This is a genomic window from Bradyrhizobium sp. Arg816 (genome assembly GCF_029989365.1).
Lineage (GTDB): Bacteria > Pseudomonadota > Alphaproteobacteria > Rhizobiales > Xanthobacteraceae > Bradyrhizobium.
Genome location: NZ_JAPRAQ010000007.1, coordinates 291072 through 307337, shown reverse-complemented (window position 1 = coordinate 307337; position 16266 = coordinate 291072). Strand labels below are relative to the sequence as shown.

Annotated in this window: 16 protein-coding genes and 1 tRNA gene; 11 read left to right on the top strand and 6 right to left on the bottom strand. The window is 65.1% G+C overall.

The genetic code is table 11. The annotated features are described in order from the left end of the window. Nucleotides 1-26 precede the first annotated feature (26 nt). A complete protein-coding gene (locus OWC48_RS20090) occupies nt 27-1016 on the bottom strand; it encodes an L-threonylcarbamoyladenylate synthase (protein ID WP_282521505.1) in 990 nt (329 codons plus the stop codon). Nucleotides 1017-1084: 68 nt separating this feature from the next. Between OWC48_RS20090 and OWC48_RS20085 the strand changes: the two genes are divergently transcribed. Then, nucleotides 1085-1161 (top strand) — tRNA-Pro (locus OWC48_RS20085). Between the two features lie 185 nt (nt 1162-1346). Here the strand turns inward: OWC48_RS20085 and OWC48_RS20080 are convergent. The 3 genes from OWC48_RS20080 to OWC48_RS20070 all read right to left on the bottom strand — a co-directional run bounded on the left by OWC48_RS20080 (nt 1347) and on the right by OWC48_RS20070 (nt 2491). Then, the gene (locus tag OWC48_RS20080) at nt 1347-1673 is read right to left on the bottom strand and encodes a hypothetical protein (protein ID WP_028154397.1); all 327 of its coding nucleotides are present in this window, start codon (nt 1671-1673) and stop codon (nt 1347-1349) included. Between the two features lie 202 nt (nt 1674-1875). After that, nucleotides 1876-2100 (bottom strand): hypothetical protein, encoded by a 225-nt coding sequence (locus tag OWC48_RS20075; RefSeq protein WP_071916099.1) that lies wholly within the window; start codon nt 2098-2100, stop codon nt 1876-1878. Nucleotides 2101-2311: 211 nt separating this feature from the next. Further along, entirely contained in the window at nt 2312-2491 is a 180-nt protein-coding gene (locus OWC48_RS20070; RefSeq protein ID WP_282521504.1) for a hypothetical protein, read from the bottom strand. Between the two features lie 95 nt (nt 2492-2586). Between OWC48_RS20070 and OWC48_RS20065 the strand changes: the two genes are divergently transcribed. The 7 genes from OWC48_RS20065 (at nt 2587) to OWC48_RS20040 (ending at nt 8985) form a co-directional block, all read left to right on the top strand. Then, a complete protein-coding gene (locus OWC48_RS20065; RefSeq protein ID WP_282521503.1) occupies nt 2587-3186 on the top strand; it encodes a hypothetical protein in 600 nt (199 codons plus the stop codon). 1158 nt (nt 3187-4344) lie between these two features. Next, complete coding sequence (locus OWC48_RS20060; RefSeq protein WP_404979801.1) at nt 4345-4965, top strand: TetR/AcrR family transcriptional regulator; 621 nt, start codon at nt 4345-4347, stop codon at nt 4963-4965. Nucleotides 4966-5016: 51 nt separating this feature from the next. Continuing rightward, entirely contained in the window at nt 5017-6210 is a 1194-nt protein-coding gene (locus OWC48_RS20055; RefSeq protein WP_282521501.1) for an MFS transporter, read from the top strand. A gap of 298 nt (nt 6211-6508) precedes the next feature. Then, nucleotides 6509-6982 carry a hypothetical protein gene (locus tag OWC48_RS47195; protein ID WP_368860669.1) on the top strand — a complete coding sequence of 158 codons (474 nt, stop codon included), beginning with the start codon at nt 6509-6511 and terminating at the stop codon, nt 6980-6982. A 78-nt stretch (nt 6983-7060) separates the two neighbouring features. Continuing rightward, the gene (locus OWC48_RS47190; protein ID WP_368860668.1) at nt 7061-8008 is read left to right on the top strand and encodes a substrate-binding domain-containing protein; all 948 of its coding nucleotides are present in this window, start codon (nt 7061-7063) and stop codon (nt 8006-8008) included. Nucleotides 8009-8228: 220 nt separating this feature from the next. Continuing rightward, entirely contained in the window at nt 8229-8648 is a 420-nt protein-coding gene (locus OWC48_RS20045; protein WP_071916093.1) for a DUF4118 domain-containing protein, read from the top strand. Between the two features lie 139 nt (nt 8649-8787). After that, nucleotides 8788-8985 (top strand): hypothetical protein, encoded by a 198-nt coding sequence (locus tag OWC48_RS20040; RefSeq protein WP_404979798.1) that lies wholly within the window; start codon nt 8788-8790, stop codon nt 8983-8985. Between the two features lie 109 nt (nt 8986-9094). Here the strand turns inward: OWC48_RS20040 and OWC48_RS47185 are convergent, their stop codons facing one another. Then, entirely contained in the window at nt 9095-10990 is a 1896-nt protein-coding gene (locus OWC48_RS47185) for a TonB-dependent receptor (protein WP_368860667.1), read from the bottom strand. A gap of 211 nt (nt 10991-11201) precedes the next feature. After that, nucleotides 11202-12179: a LysR family transcriptional regulator gene (locus tag OWC48_RS20025; protein ID WP_282521498.1), complete on the bottom strand. Its 978-nt coding sequence runs from the start codon at nt 12177-12179 to the stop codon at nt 11202-11204. 119 nt (nt 12180-12298) lie between these two features. On the opposite strand from OWC48_RS20025, the gene OWC48_RS20020 reads away from it, so the two are divergent. The 3 genes from OWC48_RS20020 to tkt are packed head-to-tail and all read left to right on the top strand — an operon-like array spanning nt 12299 to nt 16262. Next, nucleotides 12299-13336: a class 1 fructose-bisphosphatase gene (locus OWC48_RS20020; protein ID WP_282521497.1), complete on the top strand. Its 1038-nt coding sequence runs from the start codon at nt 12299-12301 to the stop codon at nt 13334-13336. 12 nt (nt 13337-13348) lie between these two features. Beyond that, complete coding sequence (locus tag OWC48_RS20015; RefSeq protein ID WP_282521496.1) at nt 13349-14224, top strand: phosphoribulokinase; 876 nt, start codon at nt 13349-13351, stop codon at nt 14222-14224. Nucleotides 14225-14240: 16 nt separating this feature from the next. Next, the gene (tkt, locus tag OWC48_RS20010; protein ID WP_282521495.1) at nt 14241-16262 is read left to right on the top strand and encodes a transketolase; all 2022 of its coding nucleotides are present in this window, start codon (nt 14241-14243) and stop codon (nt 16260-16262) included. Nucleotides 16263-16266 lie beyond the last annotated feature (4 nt).

The window sequence follows — 16266 nt, the reverse complement described above, 5'->3', positions numbered from 1 at the left end:
CGCTGCACACTTTTCCGGACCATGCGCTATCGCGCGACCGCGGCCCGGCGCAGCCGGTCGTTGATGGCCTCGCCAAGTCCTTCTTCCGGCACCGCCATCACCGCGATCGCTCGCGGGCTCTTCGCATCGAGGGCGCGAAGATAGCCGAACAGATTGGTGGCGGCTTCATCGAGATCAGCCGCGGGCGACAAATTCATGACAGCGGCGGCGGCCTCCAGGCCCGGCAGGCGATCGGGGCCGAACGCCAGCAGCGCTTCGCCCGCGGCCACATCGCGCGCATTGAGCCGCACACTGGCGCGCGGCGCGTAATGCGAGGCCAGCATGCCCGGCGCCAGCGGCTGGCTGTCGTCGCTCTCGGCCTCCACGGGCGGCCGCGCCAAGGCTGCGCCGAGTTCGGCCTCGATCCGCTCGCGGGACAGCCCGCCGGGGCGCAGCAGCATCGGGGCATCGAAGCAGCCGACGATGGTCGATTCGACGCCGACCGTAACAGGCCCGCCGTCCACGATCAGGTCGATCCGCCCGGCAAGGTCGCTTTCGACATGGGCCGCAAGCGTCGGCGAGACATGGCCGGAGATGTTGGCGGACGGCGCCACCACGGCCCCGCCGAAGGCGCGCAGGATCGCCTCCGCCACCGGATGGGCGGGAATGCGGATCGCGACCGTGTCGAGCCCGGCGGTGGCCAACTCAGCCACCGGACAGTTGTCCGTCTTCGGCACCACCAGCGTCAGGGGGCCCGGCCAGAACGCTTCCGCAAGCCTCAACGCACGCGCGTCGAACCGTCCGATCCGGCGCGCGGCTGAGAGGTCGGCGACATGGGCGATCAGCGGATTGAAGGCCGGCCGCCCCTTGGCGCTGTAGATATGGGCGACCGCGGTGGCATTGGCGGCGTCCGCGCCGAGCCCGTAGACCGTCTCGGTCGGGAACGCGACCAGGCCGCCGGCGGCCAAAACCCGGGCGGCAGCTTCCGCGCCGGCCTGGCCGGCCGGTAAAATCAGCGTTTCAAGACCCGTTTTCACAGGGACAAAATTCCTCATGCCGGCCGCTTGCGGTGCGTCAAACCCGACGCTATAAGCCGCCTTCTTGTCGGAGTGTGGCTCAGCCCGGTAGAGCACTGCGTTCGGGACGCAGGGGTCGCAGGTTCGAATCCTGCCACTCCGACCATTCTTCCAAAAGTCGACGTTTTCCAGAGGCTTGGCGGACCGGCCGCCAGAGCCTCGGGAGCGCCTTTTTGCAACGATTTTCGGGGCGGGTCCACGGCCGATTTGGCTGGGCAGGGGCATCTGCCGCGGCGGCATGGCTCTACATTCGCCGGCCGATGGTCCGATGCTGGACAGTAGGTCAGTAGACTACCGCCGCGCCACCAGCACGCCCACCAGGAACGCCACCATCAGTGCCGGCAGTGGCGCCTCGCGCACCATGCCGCGAACGATGTCCGGCCAGTGCTGGTCCGGGACGAGGCTCGGAGACCTGACTTCAGCCATCGGTGTCATGCCCCAGTCCGAGGCGAGTTCGGCGATCTCGCTCGAAGCCAAACGCACGCCGTCGCGGACGCGGAAGATGGCGGCGTCGGATCGCTCGCGCGGTGCGAGCGCCATCAGTGTAGCGACGGCGGTGCGCAACGTCATCTCGCCAAAACCCTGCAGCCTCACCGACTCCTCGGGATCGGACGTCATGCGAAATCCCTCACAGCGCGAAATGGTGCGCGATGGTGAATGCCGCCGTCGCGCACAGGACCAGCGTGGACACCGCGCCGGCCACCCCGCGCGCGAGATGGGCTCGCGTCAGGTGCCTGGTCATGATTTTGCTCCATGCTCTGCATGGCAATGGCGGCGAGGAAGGTTGGTTCCCCGCGCGTCGCTCGAATCGCCCGACGCTCTACTTCCGCAAGAGCTCGCTCAAGGCCGCCGTCGCCTCGGCGCAGCGGATGTCGTCGATCTCGCGTGACAGGCTCAGCGCGCTGGATCTCAGTTCTTCGAGCCTCCAGCTCGCCGGATGCTGGCTTTCGAGCTGACCGAGACGCTTGTTGAGGTCGTCCAGTCTCGATTGGAGCTGCCCGATGCTGGCGGCCCCATTCACTTTCCAAACGCGCTGTGCACGCATCGTAGTTCCCCTGCTAGTCTCACGGCGTTGTGAGCGGGGTTCGTGGCTGGAATGGGAGTTTCTTTTGTCCGGCTTCAGACGGTGGGGAACCGTTGCAAAAGGGCAACGCGGGTTCCAGCGTTTTGGCCGGCGCGGACAGGGCTATCGCCCATCGCCCGCGCCCTTCTGTAGATGCCGTCGCGTTGCCTGGTCGGGCCCGGCACGATCCGCGTCAGGCGGCGCTCGGCCACCCGGTTGATCGCTTCTCGATGCGGCTTTCCAGGATTGCGATGCTCACCTGGATATTGTCGCGCCGGGCTCTCAGGTTCTGCGCGAGCATCGGGTAGGCGAGGTTGTTTGGATCGGAGATTCCGGCCCTGCGCTCTTCCTCCTGAATGTCGGCGTCGAGCATTTGCGTGCGCCAACGCAGATCGGAGATCAGGACGTGGAGCTGTGTCGGGATGGTCGCTTCGAAACGGGACGTCGATTGCATAGGATCGCCTCACTATGAAACAGACCCACTGCGGGTCTGAGGGATTGGCGGACGAGCAGCAAGGAGAGTGCCAGCGCGCCGGGTTCTTGCCCGGCGAGGTTGCTCGATGCCTCAGCGGAACGATTGCCATTCTTTCCCGTTGCCGCAGAGACCTCGGCATCGAGGGGATCGGGGAATTCATGCCGCTCATCCGCTACTTCGTCTTCATCGGCGGCGCTCTGCTCGCCCTTCTACTTCTCGTAGATCGATACATGGCCGCTCCCGTGAGCGCCGCCGCTCCGGCAGAGCCGAACCGGTCGATTGCTCGCATTCATTCGGCGCAAACCTGGCCCGAGAAGATCGTGTTCGATACCAGCGTGCGGCAAATTCCGCTGACCAGGGATGTGGCGGTTACGCCGGCCCCTGCACCTGCCGTCCCCGCGGCAGTGGTCGAGCAGAAGAACCCGCGCCAGGCTCTTGCGATGGTGACGCAGCCTGTCGCGGCACCGAAGCAGGCGGCGCCGGCCATTCCGACCAAGCGCGTCGCGGAGCGGCACCGTCGACGCCAGCCATCACGCGTGGCTGCGCGCGATCAGACGATGTTCTTCAACGAGCCGGTTTCGGCAGCTTGGTAAGTCGCGTTCGGGTGCGGCCGAAGGGGTGGCACTCTTCCCTCCGTCATTCCGGGGCAATGCGCAGCACAGCTCGCCGCTTCGCCGCGCTCCGGAATGACGGTGGCGTGCCCGGGTGTTTCGCCTTGCTGTCAACCTGCTTGCGTAAAAATATTCCGCTTTACCGAAATTCGGGAATGACGTATGTGTCGCCCATCCCGGCTCACCAAGAGGGGCGATCTTGTGTCGTCACGTTTCGCGAGCCGGGCTTGCGGTGGACGCGGCAGCGTCGGGCGCGAGAGGTGTTGGGCAGGGCGGATTGCTCTCCGTGAGCCCTAAGGCCTCGTGCCGGATGAGCGGCGCTGTCAGGTTCGTCTCGTCTGCAAGTTTCCGGCTCCGTCGACAGGGCTGGAAAAACTGCGGCGAAATGGCGGGCCGTGGGTACGGCAAAACCGTGTGGTCCTGGCCGTCGTCGCTACGGTCAAATGCTTTGCGGATGCGGCAGTCGCGTCAACCGGCGCGCTGCTGGTGACTTTCGCAGGCGTGAGGGAGGCCATAGGGAATTCGGCTCCCGGGAGAGCACGGCATAAGCCGTCCAACCATCGCGCAGGGAAGGCCGAGTGATTGGCACCACCTGTATGCTGCTGCGCGGTTTCCTTGCGCTACCTTTCGCGCAGCGGACCGCGGGTGCGAGGTCAGCACCCGGCCTTCCCTGCGCCCTCTTGGCTTCGAGGGTGGAACGTCAAAGCAAAGCTCGGGCGAAATGCGCCGCGAGAAGGTGATGGTGCGTCTGCAGCACTCGCTGTCATCGCCCGGCTTGACCGGGCGATCCAGCATTCCAGAGACGGCTGTGATTGAGCCGAGAGGCCGCGGCGTACTGGATTCCCCGCTCTCGCGGGGAATGACAGTGGCACTTGGAAGACGACGCCGATGCCTCACACTCCGTCATTGCGAGCGCAGCGAAGCAATCCAGAGTCTTTCCGCAGTGACGGTCTGGATTGCTTCGCTGCGCTCGCAATGACGATGGGGAGATAGTGGTGCGCCGATTTCGCCCTCGTGCCCCAGTGCGCTGCAGAGCCGCGACGAGAGCTGGACGTTGCGCGATACATCCCTCATCCCGCCCGTCCCCCATTCACAACCACGTGGCTTGATTTGGGAACAATCATTCCCTATTATCCCGCAATGCAAAAAGTCGCGCGCCGTCCCCAGCCTGCCGCCCGTCCACCCGGCCGTCCCCGGGAATTCGACATGGACACCGCGCTCGACCGCGCCGTACGCGTATTTTGCGAGCGCGGCTATCATGCCACCTCGATCGGCGACCTGACCGCCGCGATGCGGCTTGCCACCGGCAGCGTCTACAAGGCGTTTCGCGACAAGCAGGCCGTGTTCCTGGCCGCGTTCGAGCGCTATGCCGCGGTGCGCCGGGAGCAGACCCGCAGCGCGGCCGCGCGCGGCACCAACGGTCGCGAGCGACTGCGCCATGTGTTGCTGTCCTATGTTGAGCACTCCCAGGGGATCGAGGGCCGTCGCGGCTGCATCGTGGTCGGCGGCGCGGTCGAGCTTGCCGCGCTCGATCCGGACGTCCGCGCCCGCGTCAACGCCCAGCTCGAGACCAACGAGACCTTCATCGCCGGCCTCATTCGCGAGGGCCAGGCCGATGGTTCGATTCCCGCCCATGTTGCGACCGACGACACCTCGCGGCTGATGATCTGCATCACGCAGGGAATGCGTGTCGTCGGCAAGGCGCGCCTGCCGCTCGACGGCGAGCGCTTGGTCGGCGTCGCGATGAAGCTGCTCGCCTGAATTTGTGTCATATTAGGGAATGATCATTCCCGATATCTGGAGTCTGTTGGAATGACGATGAATGCCACGATCGAGACCTCGCCCGGGCCGGATGCGGTGTCGCCGCGACTGACCTTCGTGCTTGCCGCGGCCTGTGGCATGGTCGCCGCCAACATCTACTACGCCCAGCCGCTGATCGCCCCGATCAGCGCCGCGCTCGGCCTCTCGCATGCGGCGGCCGGACTGATCGTCACCATGACGCAGATCGGCTACGGCGTGGGGCTTCTCTTCATCGTGCCGCTCGGCGACCTCGTCGAGAACCGCGCGCTGATCTGCTCCGTCATCACGCTCGGCGCGGCTTCGCTGCTGGCCGCCGCGTTCGCCACCCACGCGCTGCCGTTCCTGATCGCCGCGCTGTTCATCGGCCTCGGCTCGGTCGCCGTGCAGATCATCATTCCCTACGCGGCGCACCTTGCGCCGGAAGCCATTCGCGGCCGCGTCGTCGGCAACGTCTCGACCGGATTGATGCTCGGCATCATGCTGGCGCGACCGGTGTCGAGCTTCGTCACGGCAGCGCTGTCATGGCACGCGGTGTTCTTCATCTCCGCCGCGCTGATGATCGTGCTCGCGGCGGTGCTGTGGACGACGCTGCCGAAGCGCAAGCCGGTCGCGCGCATGCATTACGGCACGCTGCTGCTGTCGATGCCGCATCTGGCCCGGACCACGCCGCTGCTCCGGCGCCGCGCGCTCTATCAGGCGAGCCTGTTCGGCGCTTTCACCCTGTTCTGGACGGTGGCGCCACTCCAACTCGCCAGCGAATTCGGCTTCTCCCAGCGCGGCATCGCGCTGTTCGCGCTCGCCGGTGTCGCCGGCGTGTTCGCTGCGCCAATCGCGGGACGGCTCGCCGACCGCGGCCATAGCCGCATCGCAACGCTGGTCGCCATGCTGCTCGCGGCCGCCGGCTTCCTGGTGACCTATATCGGTGCGGCCGGCTCGATGCTCAATCTCGCCTGCCTGGTCGTGGCCGCGATCGCCATCGATATCGGTGTCCAGGGTAACGTCGTGCTCGGCTTCCGCGCCATTTTCTTGCTCGGGCATGAGCACCGCAGCCGTCTCAACGGCCTCTATATGGCGACGTTCTTCGCCGCCGGCGCTGCCGGCTCTGCGGTCGGCGCCTGGGCCTTCGCGCAAGGCGGCTGGACGCTGGCGTCGGCCATTGGCCTTGCTCTGCCCGTCGCGGGCTTGCTCTATGCGGCGACAGAGTAACCACTGTGATCGGATCGCGCGCTGTTCCGAGCGGGGCTCTCTATGGTGAAAGAGAGCGAAGATGCGACGTGACAGCTCGACGACAGGTCCGCTGCGGCAGAGTGGCGCGGTATTCCCATCGTTCGGAAAACACGCGTCAATTGCGGCGCGAACGCAGGCTCACAACTTAGTTATGGTATGTTTTATGATATAGTATCATGTCCTTCACGCAGCATCCTTAGGTTGTTGTCGGCGCCCGAATGGCGCGTTCGTCCTGCGGCGGTGCCGGAGGCGAAATTAACGACAACGGAGAACAGGGATGAGGAAATCGATCTTGTGCGCCTCTGCTGCATTGATCTGCACGGGCCTCACTACGAACGCCGCGCAGGCGCAATCCTACGCATTCGGCGCCGGCGCGTCGCTCTCTCAGCTTTTGTATCGTCACCTGATGGACTGCAAGTACAATCAGGCGCAAGGCAGCCTGGGGACGCCTCCCAAAACACCAAAAGCGCCGCATTGTCCCGCATTCAACAGCAGTGGTTACGGCGGTCTGGTACTCTACGCTCCGACGTCGACGGGCAACGGCAAGCTGGTTCTGCGCACCAATCGTGTTGCCGATATCGGCGTGCCGGCGTCGGGCGCGGTCACTTATGCCGATTCAACCATTGCTGTGAACAAGATCTCCGATTACGACGGCGTCCAGTTCGCCTTCAGCGACGACGTGCTCACGCCCGCCGACATCGCGGCGTGGAATGCGGCTGGCAATCCTGCACGCTTCGGCAACGTCATCTAGATTCCGACGCTGGTTCGCGCCGTCGGGATCGGGTTCAACGGCAAGGATGGCACGGGCGCTGTTCTGAATATCCTCCCCGTGGCGCCGTTGGAGGGAACCAGTGGCCTCAATCTCTCGCGCAAGGCGTTGTGCGGCATCGTGTCCGGACATGTCACCAAGTGGAATAATCCGCTGCTGACTGTGAACAATAATGGCGTCGTTCTCGGCACCGGCCAGATCACCTTCGTCCATCGCTCGGACAGCTCTCAGGCCTCCTTCCTGCTCTCCAACGCGATGACGGAGCAGTGCCGCTACGAATTCGGCCCCGCGAGCGAGGCCGACCCGACGCTCGTGTCCTACGCTTATCCGTGGACCGATCATTCGACTGCTTGCACGGCTCTACCCTTGCCGACCGGTGCCAGCCTGTCGAACTGGCCGGATCAATTTCCTGCCGATCAGTGCGGCAGGGCCATTGTGGGTCCGGTTGGCAGCAGCTTCGCCAGCGCCAGCGGCAACAGCGGAGTCGTCGCGCTGGTGAACTCGACCAATGGTGCGATCGGTTATGCCAATCTGGAGTTCCTGGCGCCGATCGACCTGACCGGACCCAGAACGGCGAACCTGCAGTCGCAATGGGACCTCACCGCGGCCACGGGGGCATTCCAGCCTCCGACCATACAGGGCGGTTACGTCACGATGGCCACGGCGATCCCGCACTTCAGCGCGGCGGAGCGCGGCAATCCCCTGCAGTGGAGCATCGAGGGTCTCGTTCCGAATCCGATCACGCAGGGTGCTTATCCGATCGCCGGATTTAGCTGGGTCGAGATGTATCAGTGCTACCAGACCCACGCGAACGGAAATAACGCCTTTCTCTGGTTCAAGATGTGGCTGGACTACCTCTACGGCACGGATGCCGTGCCGATCATGCGTCTCGACGACAAAGTAGCCGAAGTGCCGCCCGTCTGGCGGAACGAGATCGACATGCTGCTGAACGACCCCGTCTATGGTCCGAATGGGTCTGCCTGCGCCGGGAAGGTTGGTGCGTACTAGGCCGCGCACGGGCTTCGGCTCGACGAAGCGGCCACGACCGCATGCATCCGGCTTCGGCCGGGTGCAGGCGACGGCCGGAGATGGGCGGTGGTGCGCTGCGGCCGTTTACCAGCCTCGAATACGGAGCCCTGGACGGTGCAATTTCCGCCTCGCGGTTTCCGCACCGCTGTAGTACTTTGGTCGCAAGCGAGCCCGGTTAACGGGCGGCAGGGGGAGGCTGATGAGGCGTGCGGGACTGGTTGGCGTACCGCGAGTACGGCCATGGTCGTGGCAGGCGTTTCTGCTCGGATTTGTCGTCGTCGCCATGTCGGCCGCGCTTCAAGGCGTCTGCGTCGCGCTCGGCGCAAAGCTCTATTTCGCGGCGTTCCTGCCCAGCCTGTTCGTGCTCGGAATCGTCGCGGGCGCGCCGGCGGCGGCGTTCGCCGCGCTGCTCACCGTTCCGCTGGTGTGGTGGGCGTTCATCCCGCCGTTCTTCCAGTTCATGCCGCTCTCCAGCGCGGGCGCGGATTCCATCAACCTGTTCTGCCTGCTCGCGGTGCTCTTGATCGGCCTTGCCGATCTCTGCCGCGAGACGATGGCAATGATCAGCCGCGGTGGACTCAAGCCTTCGGGCGAGAGCACGGCAACGAATTCGCAATAAATCCGCTTCGCGCGGAAGCGGCGCGTTGCACCGGCGCAACAGTCCGGCAACCATCCGCGAGCTTGGTGCGCGCCGCTAACTTTTCGAAAAAGATTTGGCCGCAATTTCTCCCCCGGGAATGACGAGGGAGTTTTTGAACATGAACGGTCACGCTATCTTTGAGAACGTGCGCCGCTATCGCGGCATCGCATCGCTCTATCGCCAGACCGCTGCATTCCGCCCGGGCCAGAGCTGGTCGCTGCTGGAGCAGGCGAGCGAGTGGGAAGCGCGGGCGCTGTCGGAGCTGGAAGCCTATTTTGCCGCACGCGCGGATTACGCCGCCCCGCTCGCTGCCTGATCGTTAACCATCGCAGGCATTCGTATCGATGACGAATAGCGCGAATGACACGCGATGGGACGCAGACGTTCGCGCCCTAGCCGTCAGAACCGGTAGCTCGCCTGGACCCTCACTGTGCGGCCCTGGCCGGGCGAGATGTTGTTGTTGCCGTCGGCGGACGCCCAATAGCCGCGGTTGAAGATGTTCTCGACCGTGAGCTGCGCGCGCCAGTTGGCGTCGATCGTCGCGTAGACGCCGGCATCGAAGCGCACGAGCTCGGCAGTCTCACCGTGTCATCCGACGATGCAAAGGAATCGCCGAAATAGATGATGCCGAGCGCGGCCGCCCACATCGGATTGATGTTCCACTTCATGCCGACCTCGGTATTCTCGAACTTCTGCGGCTGAAGGATCAGCGTGCCGTCGTTGAGCGAGGAGAACTGGTCGCCGGAGGCGGGCAGGTACGAGATGCTGTAGGCGGTGTAGACCGACATGCTCTGCATCGGCTTGAGGATCACGGCCGCCTGCGGCGACACCAGATTGTCGGTGCGATTGCGGTTGAGGTTGGTGTTCATGTCCAGCGCCGACATCTCGAAGCGGTCGAACCGCGTGCCCACGATGAGCTGGAGCGCGCGCGAGAACTCGATGGTGTCGCGCAGGTAGCCGGACTCGACGTTCAGCGCATATTTACTGTTCGAATCCGGTGTCGTGACGCCATCGGTGTTGGTGCCGGTGAAGTGGTGGACGAAGTTGACCGGCCCGAAATAGGTCGGCGCGAACGGGTTCTGCACGATGGTGTTGGTGCCGTTCGGGAAGACGCCGGTGTTGCGGATATCGACGCCGGTCTGGCGGCCGAACTCGGTGCCGAAGCCCACAGTGTGCGCGATCGGCCCGGTCCAGCCCTTGTAGGTGAAGTCGGTCTGGCTGAAGACGTTGTCGCGGTTGGTCGTGTGCTGATAGGCGCCGAGATTGACTGCGGTGTCGGCCGGATTGACGGCACCGGCGAGCGGCCCGCCCGTGGGATAGACGTTCTGGTAGAACTTCTGGTAGTCGGCCGCGATCGTGCCGTTGCGCACCGAGAGTCCGTTCTGGAAATCGTGCTCGATGATCGCCATGCCGGTCTGCACCGTCGCTTGCGCGGTATTGAGGCTGGGGCTGCCGAAGAACGTCTGAAGGTTTCCGTTCGGCGCAACCGGCGTCGTTGGATTGAAGCGCGTGACGCCACCGGGAAGGCTCTGCGAGGGATTGCCGCGATCTGCGGTGCGGCCGTCGAGGTAATATTCGTAAGACAGCTTGATCTTGGTGAAATCGTCCGGCTTCAGGGTGACGGTCGGGTTGATGCCGTAGCGCTCGAGATGATTGAAGTCGCGGAACGCATCGCTGCCCTCGTAGAACACGTTCAGCCGCGCCGCGACGTTCTCGTTGATCGCTTGTCCCGCGTCGAGCGTGACGCGGCGGTCGCCCCACGATCCCGTCTGCGCGGTGGCTTCATAGATGCGGGTGCCGTCGGCCTCCCTGAGGGTGCGGTTGAGCACGCCGCCGCCGGCGCCGCGGCCGAAGGTCAGCGCGCTCGGGCCCTTCAGCACCTCGATGCTCTGCGCGTTGTACAAGTCGCGGAAGTACTGCACGTCATCGCGAAAACCGTTGACGAAGAAGTTCGCGCTGGAATCGACGCCGCGGATGACGAGTTCGTCGCGATTGCCCTCGCCCTGGTGGACGGCGACGCTCGGGACGTAGCGCGTGACATCGGTCAAGCCCTGGTAATTCTGGTCGCGGATCTGCTGCTGGGTGATGACGGAAAGCGATTGCGGGATGTTGACGATGGGCGTGTTCGACTTGGTGGCGACGGAGGTGCTGTTGGCGAAATAGCCGACCGTCCCGGTGCGCGCGTCCTGCGATGGCGCGAAGGGCTGTGGCGCGGCGGTCGTCCCCGGCCGCCGTGCCGTTTGATGAACACAGCGACCGTGCTGCCATTCCGCGCAGGATGATTTGAATCGTTCGAAACTTGTCGGGTTCCAAGCGATCACATGTTTCGGCGCGCCGGCAGGATCCGTGGCGACTACGGAGTTATCTCGGCGCCCGCGTGTGCTAGCAATCGACCGATCGAGATCTCCTACGTCGGCCGGGACCAGCGATGACCACCTTCAACCGCATCTTCACGACGGAGCGTCTGCTCCAGATCATCGTCATTCTGGCGGCAACAGTTGCCATGAAGCTGATGGGCTGAATATCGGTGGGCTATTGCCCGCCGAACTCGGGCACGTCGGGCAAATAGTTCGAGCCCTCGGAGCCCAGGAAATCGAACATCGCCTGCGCCGGTGGCAGCAGCACCTTGTCGCTGCGGCGGATCACGTACCATTGCCGGACGATCGGCAAACCGGCGACATCGAGCACGATGAGGCGGCCTTCGGCGAGCTCATGCGCCACCGTGTGGGCCGAGATGAAGGCGATGCCGAGCCCGGCGATGACGGCCTGCTTGATGGTCTCGTTGCTGCTCATCTCCATGCCGATGATCGGCTCGAGATCGGATCTCTGGAACATGCCTTCCATCAGCGTGCGCGTGCCTGACCCCGGCTCGCGGGTGAGGAAGGTCTCGTGCACGAGGTCGGTCAGGTTGAGGCCGGAATCCTTCCCCAGCCAGTGTCCCTTGCGCGCGACGATGATGTGCGGATTGCGCCCGAGCTGACGCACGTCGACGCTGACGTCGGCCGGTGGCCGACCCATCACGGCGAAATCGAGATCGTAGCCGTGCATGGCCTCGCGGATCTCCTCGCGATTGCCGATCGTGAGCTTGATCTCGATCTTGGGATAGCGCTTCGAGAACGCCGCGATCGCATGCGGCACGAAATACTTTGCGGTCGAGACCGCGCCGAGATGCACCGTGCCGCCGGTCCGTCCAGCGAGCAGATCGAGCGCGCCCTGGCAATCCATGATCGCGGCCTCGACGCGCTCGGCGAGCGCCAGCACCTCCTTGCCAGCCTCCGTCAGCAGCATGCCGTCACCGGTCCGCTGCACCAGCGGCAGGCCGGCGAGGTCCTGAAGCTGCCGGAGCTGCTGGGTGACGGCTGGCTGGGTCAGGCCGAGCTGGCTCGAGGCCGCGGTGACGCTGCCCTTCGCCGAGAGCGCCGCAAGCGAGCGGAGCTGCCGGATCGTCAGATGCCGGAGCTGGGCCGCCGCGTGGCCTGGGCCATTATAAGAAAATTCTTTGGCACTCATTATGAATAGAAATTTTCCTTATTAAGCCACCCCTGTCAATCTCCTCGTGTTGGGACCGACCGCACCGACCTCCAGCGGGGAGGGAACTGGATGCGGCGCCCGCAAGGGGATGGACGCAGATGACCGGGCAACTCAGGTTGGACGACCACCTTCAACGGTATTCCGAGACGGCGCCGCATGCGCTGGCCGTGGCAGCCGCAGTCGACGCCATCGCGGCGGCGGCGATCGAGATCGCCGACCTCGTCGCCACCGGCGATTTCGCGGACGCATCGGGACTGACCACCGGCCGCAACAGCGACGGCGATCTCCAGCGCGACCTCGACCTCCAGGCGGATGCGATCCTGCGCCGCTGTCTCAGCAGATTGCCGATCGCAGCGCTCGCGTCGGAGGAGATGCGCGAGCCGCAAATCGGCGACCGCGAGGCAAAAATCTGCGTCGCGATTGATCCGCTCGACGGCTCCTCCAACATCGACATCAACATGACCGTCGGCACGATCTTCTCGATCCTGCCCGCCCCGGATGATCTCACTCTCGCCTTCCATCAGCGCGGCTCGGCGCAGCTTGCTGCGGGGTTCGTCACCTACGGGCCGCAGACCTCATTGGTGCTGACGCTCGGCGACGGCGTCGACATCTTCACGCTCGATCGCAGGGCGGGCTGCTTTCGCCTCGCGCGCAGCGCCGTGCAGATCTCCGAGACGTGCGAAGAATTCGCAATCAATGCGTCGAACCGCCGCCACTGGGATTCGCCGGTCCGCGCCTTCGTCGACGAATGTCTTGCCGGCGTCGAAGGGCCCGCCAACCACGATTTCAACATGCGGTGGATCGGCTCGCTGGTCGCTGAGGCCTACCGAATCCTCACCCGCGGGGGGGTGTTCCTCTATCCCTCAGACGCGCGCCCCGGCTATGGCGACGGTCGCCTGCGCCTCACCTACGAGGCGCACCCGATGGCCATGATCGTCGAACAGGCTGGCGGCTCCGCCACGACCGGGCGCGAGCGCATCCTCGAGCTATCGGCGCAGAGCCTGCACCAGCGCGTGCCGCTGATCATGGGCTCGAGCAACGAGGTGCGGCGCGTCGAGGAATTGCATTGCGATCCGCTGCTGGTCGCCAGCATCTCCGCACCGCTGTTCGCGCGGCGCGGCTTCTTCCGGCTGTGAGCGAGGCGACCCATGTCCAGGAAGCATCCGATCATCTCCATCACCGGCTCCTCCGGCGCCGGTACCACCTCGGTCAAGAAGACGTTCGAGCAGATCTTCTTCCGCGAGAAGGTCAACGCCGTCTACATCGAAGGCGACGCCTTCCATCGCTATGATCGTGCCGAGATGCGCACGCAGATGGCGAAGGAAGCCGAACGCGGCAACAAGCATTTCAGCCATTTCAGCCCCGAGACCAACCTGTTCGAGGAGCTGGAGCGTGCCTTCCGCGACTATGGCGAGACCGGCACCGCGACGACGCGGCACTATGTCCACGATGCCGAGGAGTCTGCACTGCACGGTGCGGCGCCCGGGACCTTCACCGAATGGGAGCGGCTGCCGGAAACCTCGGACCTGTTGTTCTACGAGGGTCTGCACGGCGCCGTCGTCACCGACAAGGTCAATGTCGCGCGCTACGCCGATCTCAAGATCGGCGTCGTGCCGGTCATCAATCTCGAATGGATCCAGAAGCTGCACCGCGACCGCAGCGCCCGCGGCTATTCGACCGAGGCCGTCACCGACACCATTCTGCGGCGGATGCCCGACTACATCCACTACATCTGCCCGCAATTCACCGAGACCGACATCAATTTCCAGCGCGTGCCGACGGTGGACACCTCCAATCCGTTCATCGCGCGCTGGATCCCGACGCCGGACGAATCGATGGTCGTGATCCGCTTCAAGAATCCGCGCGGCATCGACTTCCCCTATCTGCTGTCGATGCTTCCCCACAGCTGGATGTCCCGCGCGAACTCCATCGTGTGTCCCGGGGCGAAGCTCGATCTGGCGATGCAGCTGATCCTGACGCCGCTGATCATGCAGCTGATCGAGCGCAAGCGAAATCTGAAGTGAACAAGGAGAGAATCCGATGAACATCTCCGTCCACGCTGAAGCCGACATCACGCCAGTCACACACAGCGATCTCGCCAACGCCGTCCGCTTCCTCGCGGTCGACGCGATCGAGACCTCGCAGTCCGGCCATCCCGGCCTGCCCATGGGCATGGCCGATGTCGCAACCGTGCTGTTCTCGCGGTTCCTCAAGTTCGACTCCGCGCACTCCAACTGGCCGGACCGCGATCGCTTCGTGCTGTCGGCGGGCCACGGTTCGATGCTGCTCTACGCGCTGCTGCATCTCACCGGCGGCGACGTCAGCCTCGATGACATCAAGGCATTCCGGCAGTGGGGCTCGAAGACGCCGGGACATCCGGAATACGGCCACACGCCTGGCGTCGAGACCACGACGGGACCGTTGGGGCAGGGGATTGCGACGGCAGTCGGCATGGCGCTCGCCGAGCGCATGGCCAATGCGCGGCATGGCGACGGCCTGGTCGATCACTTCACCTATGTGATCGCGGGCGACGGCTGCCTGATGGAAGGCATCAGCCAGGAGGCGATCTCGCTCGCCGGTCATCTCCAGCTCGGCCGGCTGATCGTGCTGTTCGACGACAACGGTATCTCCATCGACGGGCCGACGTCGCTGGCCACTTCCGATGATCAGCTCGCGCGCTTTGCGGCGTCCGGCTGGTCGGTCCGCAGTGTCGACGGCCACGACCCCGAAGCGGTTGCGCAGGCGATTGCCGAAGAGCGTGAGAGCACAAGACCGTCGCTGATCGCCTGCCGCACCATCATCGGCTATGGCGCGCCGGACCGTCAGGGCACCGAAAAGGCGCATGGTGCGCCGCTCGGCACCGAGCAAACGGCGGCGGCGCGGCGGGCGCTCGGCTGGGACTATCAGCCTTTCGTGGTGCCGATCCCGATCCTCAAGGCATGGCGGATGATCGGACAGCGCGGGCAGGTCGAGCGTCTTGCCTGGCTCGACCGCTACGAATGCGCGACGGCCGCGCAGCGCGAACTGTTCATCGAGGGCAAGGCCGTTGCCCTGCCGGAGGCCTATGCCCAGGCCTCGGCGAAATTGCGCGAGCGCTTTGCCAGCGAGCGTCCGAAGCTGGCGACGCGGCAAGCCTCGCAACAGGTGCTCGACGGCATCGCCGGGACAATTCCCGGACTGGTCGGCGGCTCGGCGGACCTGACGCATTCGAACCTCACGCATGCCAAAGCGCAGACTGCGGTGGCGCGTGGAGCGTTCGCCGGCGGCTACATCCACTACGGAATTCGCGAGCACGGCATGGCCGCCGCGATGAATGGCCTCGCGTTGCATGGCGGGTTCATCCCCTATGGCGGTACCTTTCTCGCCTTCTCCGACTACAGCCGACCGGCGATCCGTCTTGCTGCGCTGATGAGGCTGCGCGTCATCCATGTGATGACCCACGACTCCATCGGTCTTGGCGAGGACGGTCCTACGCATCAGCCCGTCGAGCATCTCGCGGCGCTGCGCGTCATCCCGAATCTTCTGGTGTTCCGCCCCGCCGACGCGGTCGAGACGCTGGAAGCCTGGGACTGCGCGCTCGAGGCGGAAGATCGCCCCTCCGTGCTGTGCCTGTCGCGTCAGGCGCTGCCGACATTCCGCAGCGACGTGCGCGGCAGGAACCGTGTCGCGCGCGGCGCCTACCTCATCGTCTCGCCGGACGGCGGTCGCGACGTCACGTTGATGGCGACCGGCTCCGAAGTCTCGATCGCGCTGGAAGCCGCTCGCCTGCTCGCGACGGAACACATCCGCGCCGCGGTGGTCTCCGCGCCATGCTTCGCACTGTTCGAGGAGCAGCCGGAGGACTACCGCGCCTGCGTGCTCGGCACCGCCCCGCGCGTCGGCATCGAGGCCGCAGTCGCCGGCGATTGGCATCGCTGGATCGGCGCTGACGGCGAGTTCGTCGGCATGCGCGGCTTCGGCGCCTCGGCGCCGGCATCGGTGCTTTACCGCGAATTCGGCATCACGCCGCAAAGCGTTGCCGAAGCCGCCCGGCGGGCGATCACCCGCGCCGGCAAGCCATAACAGG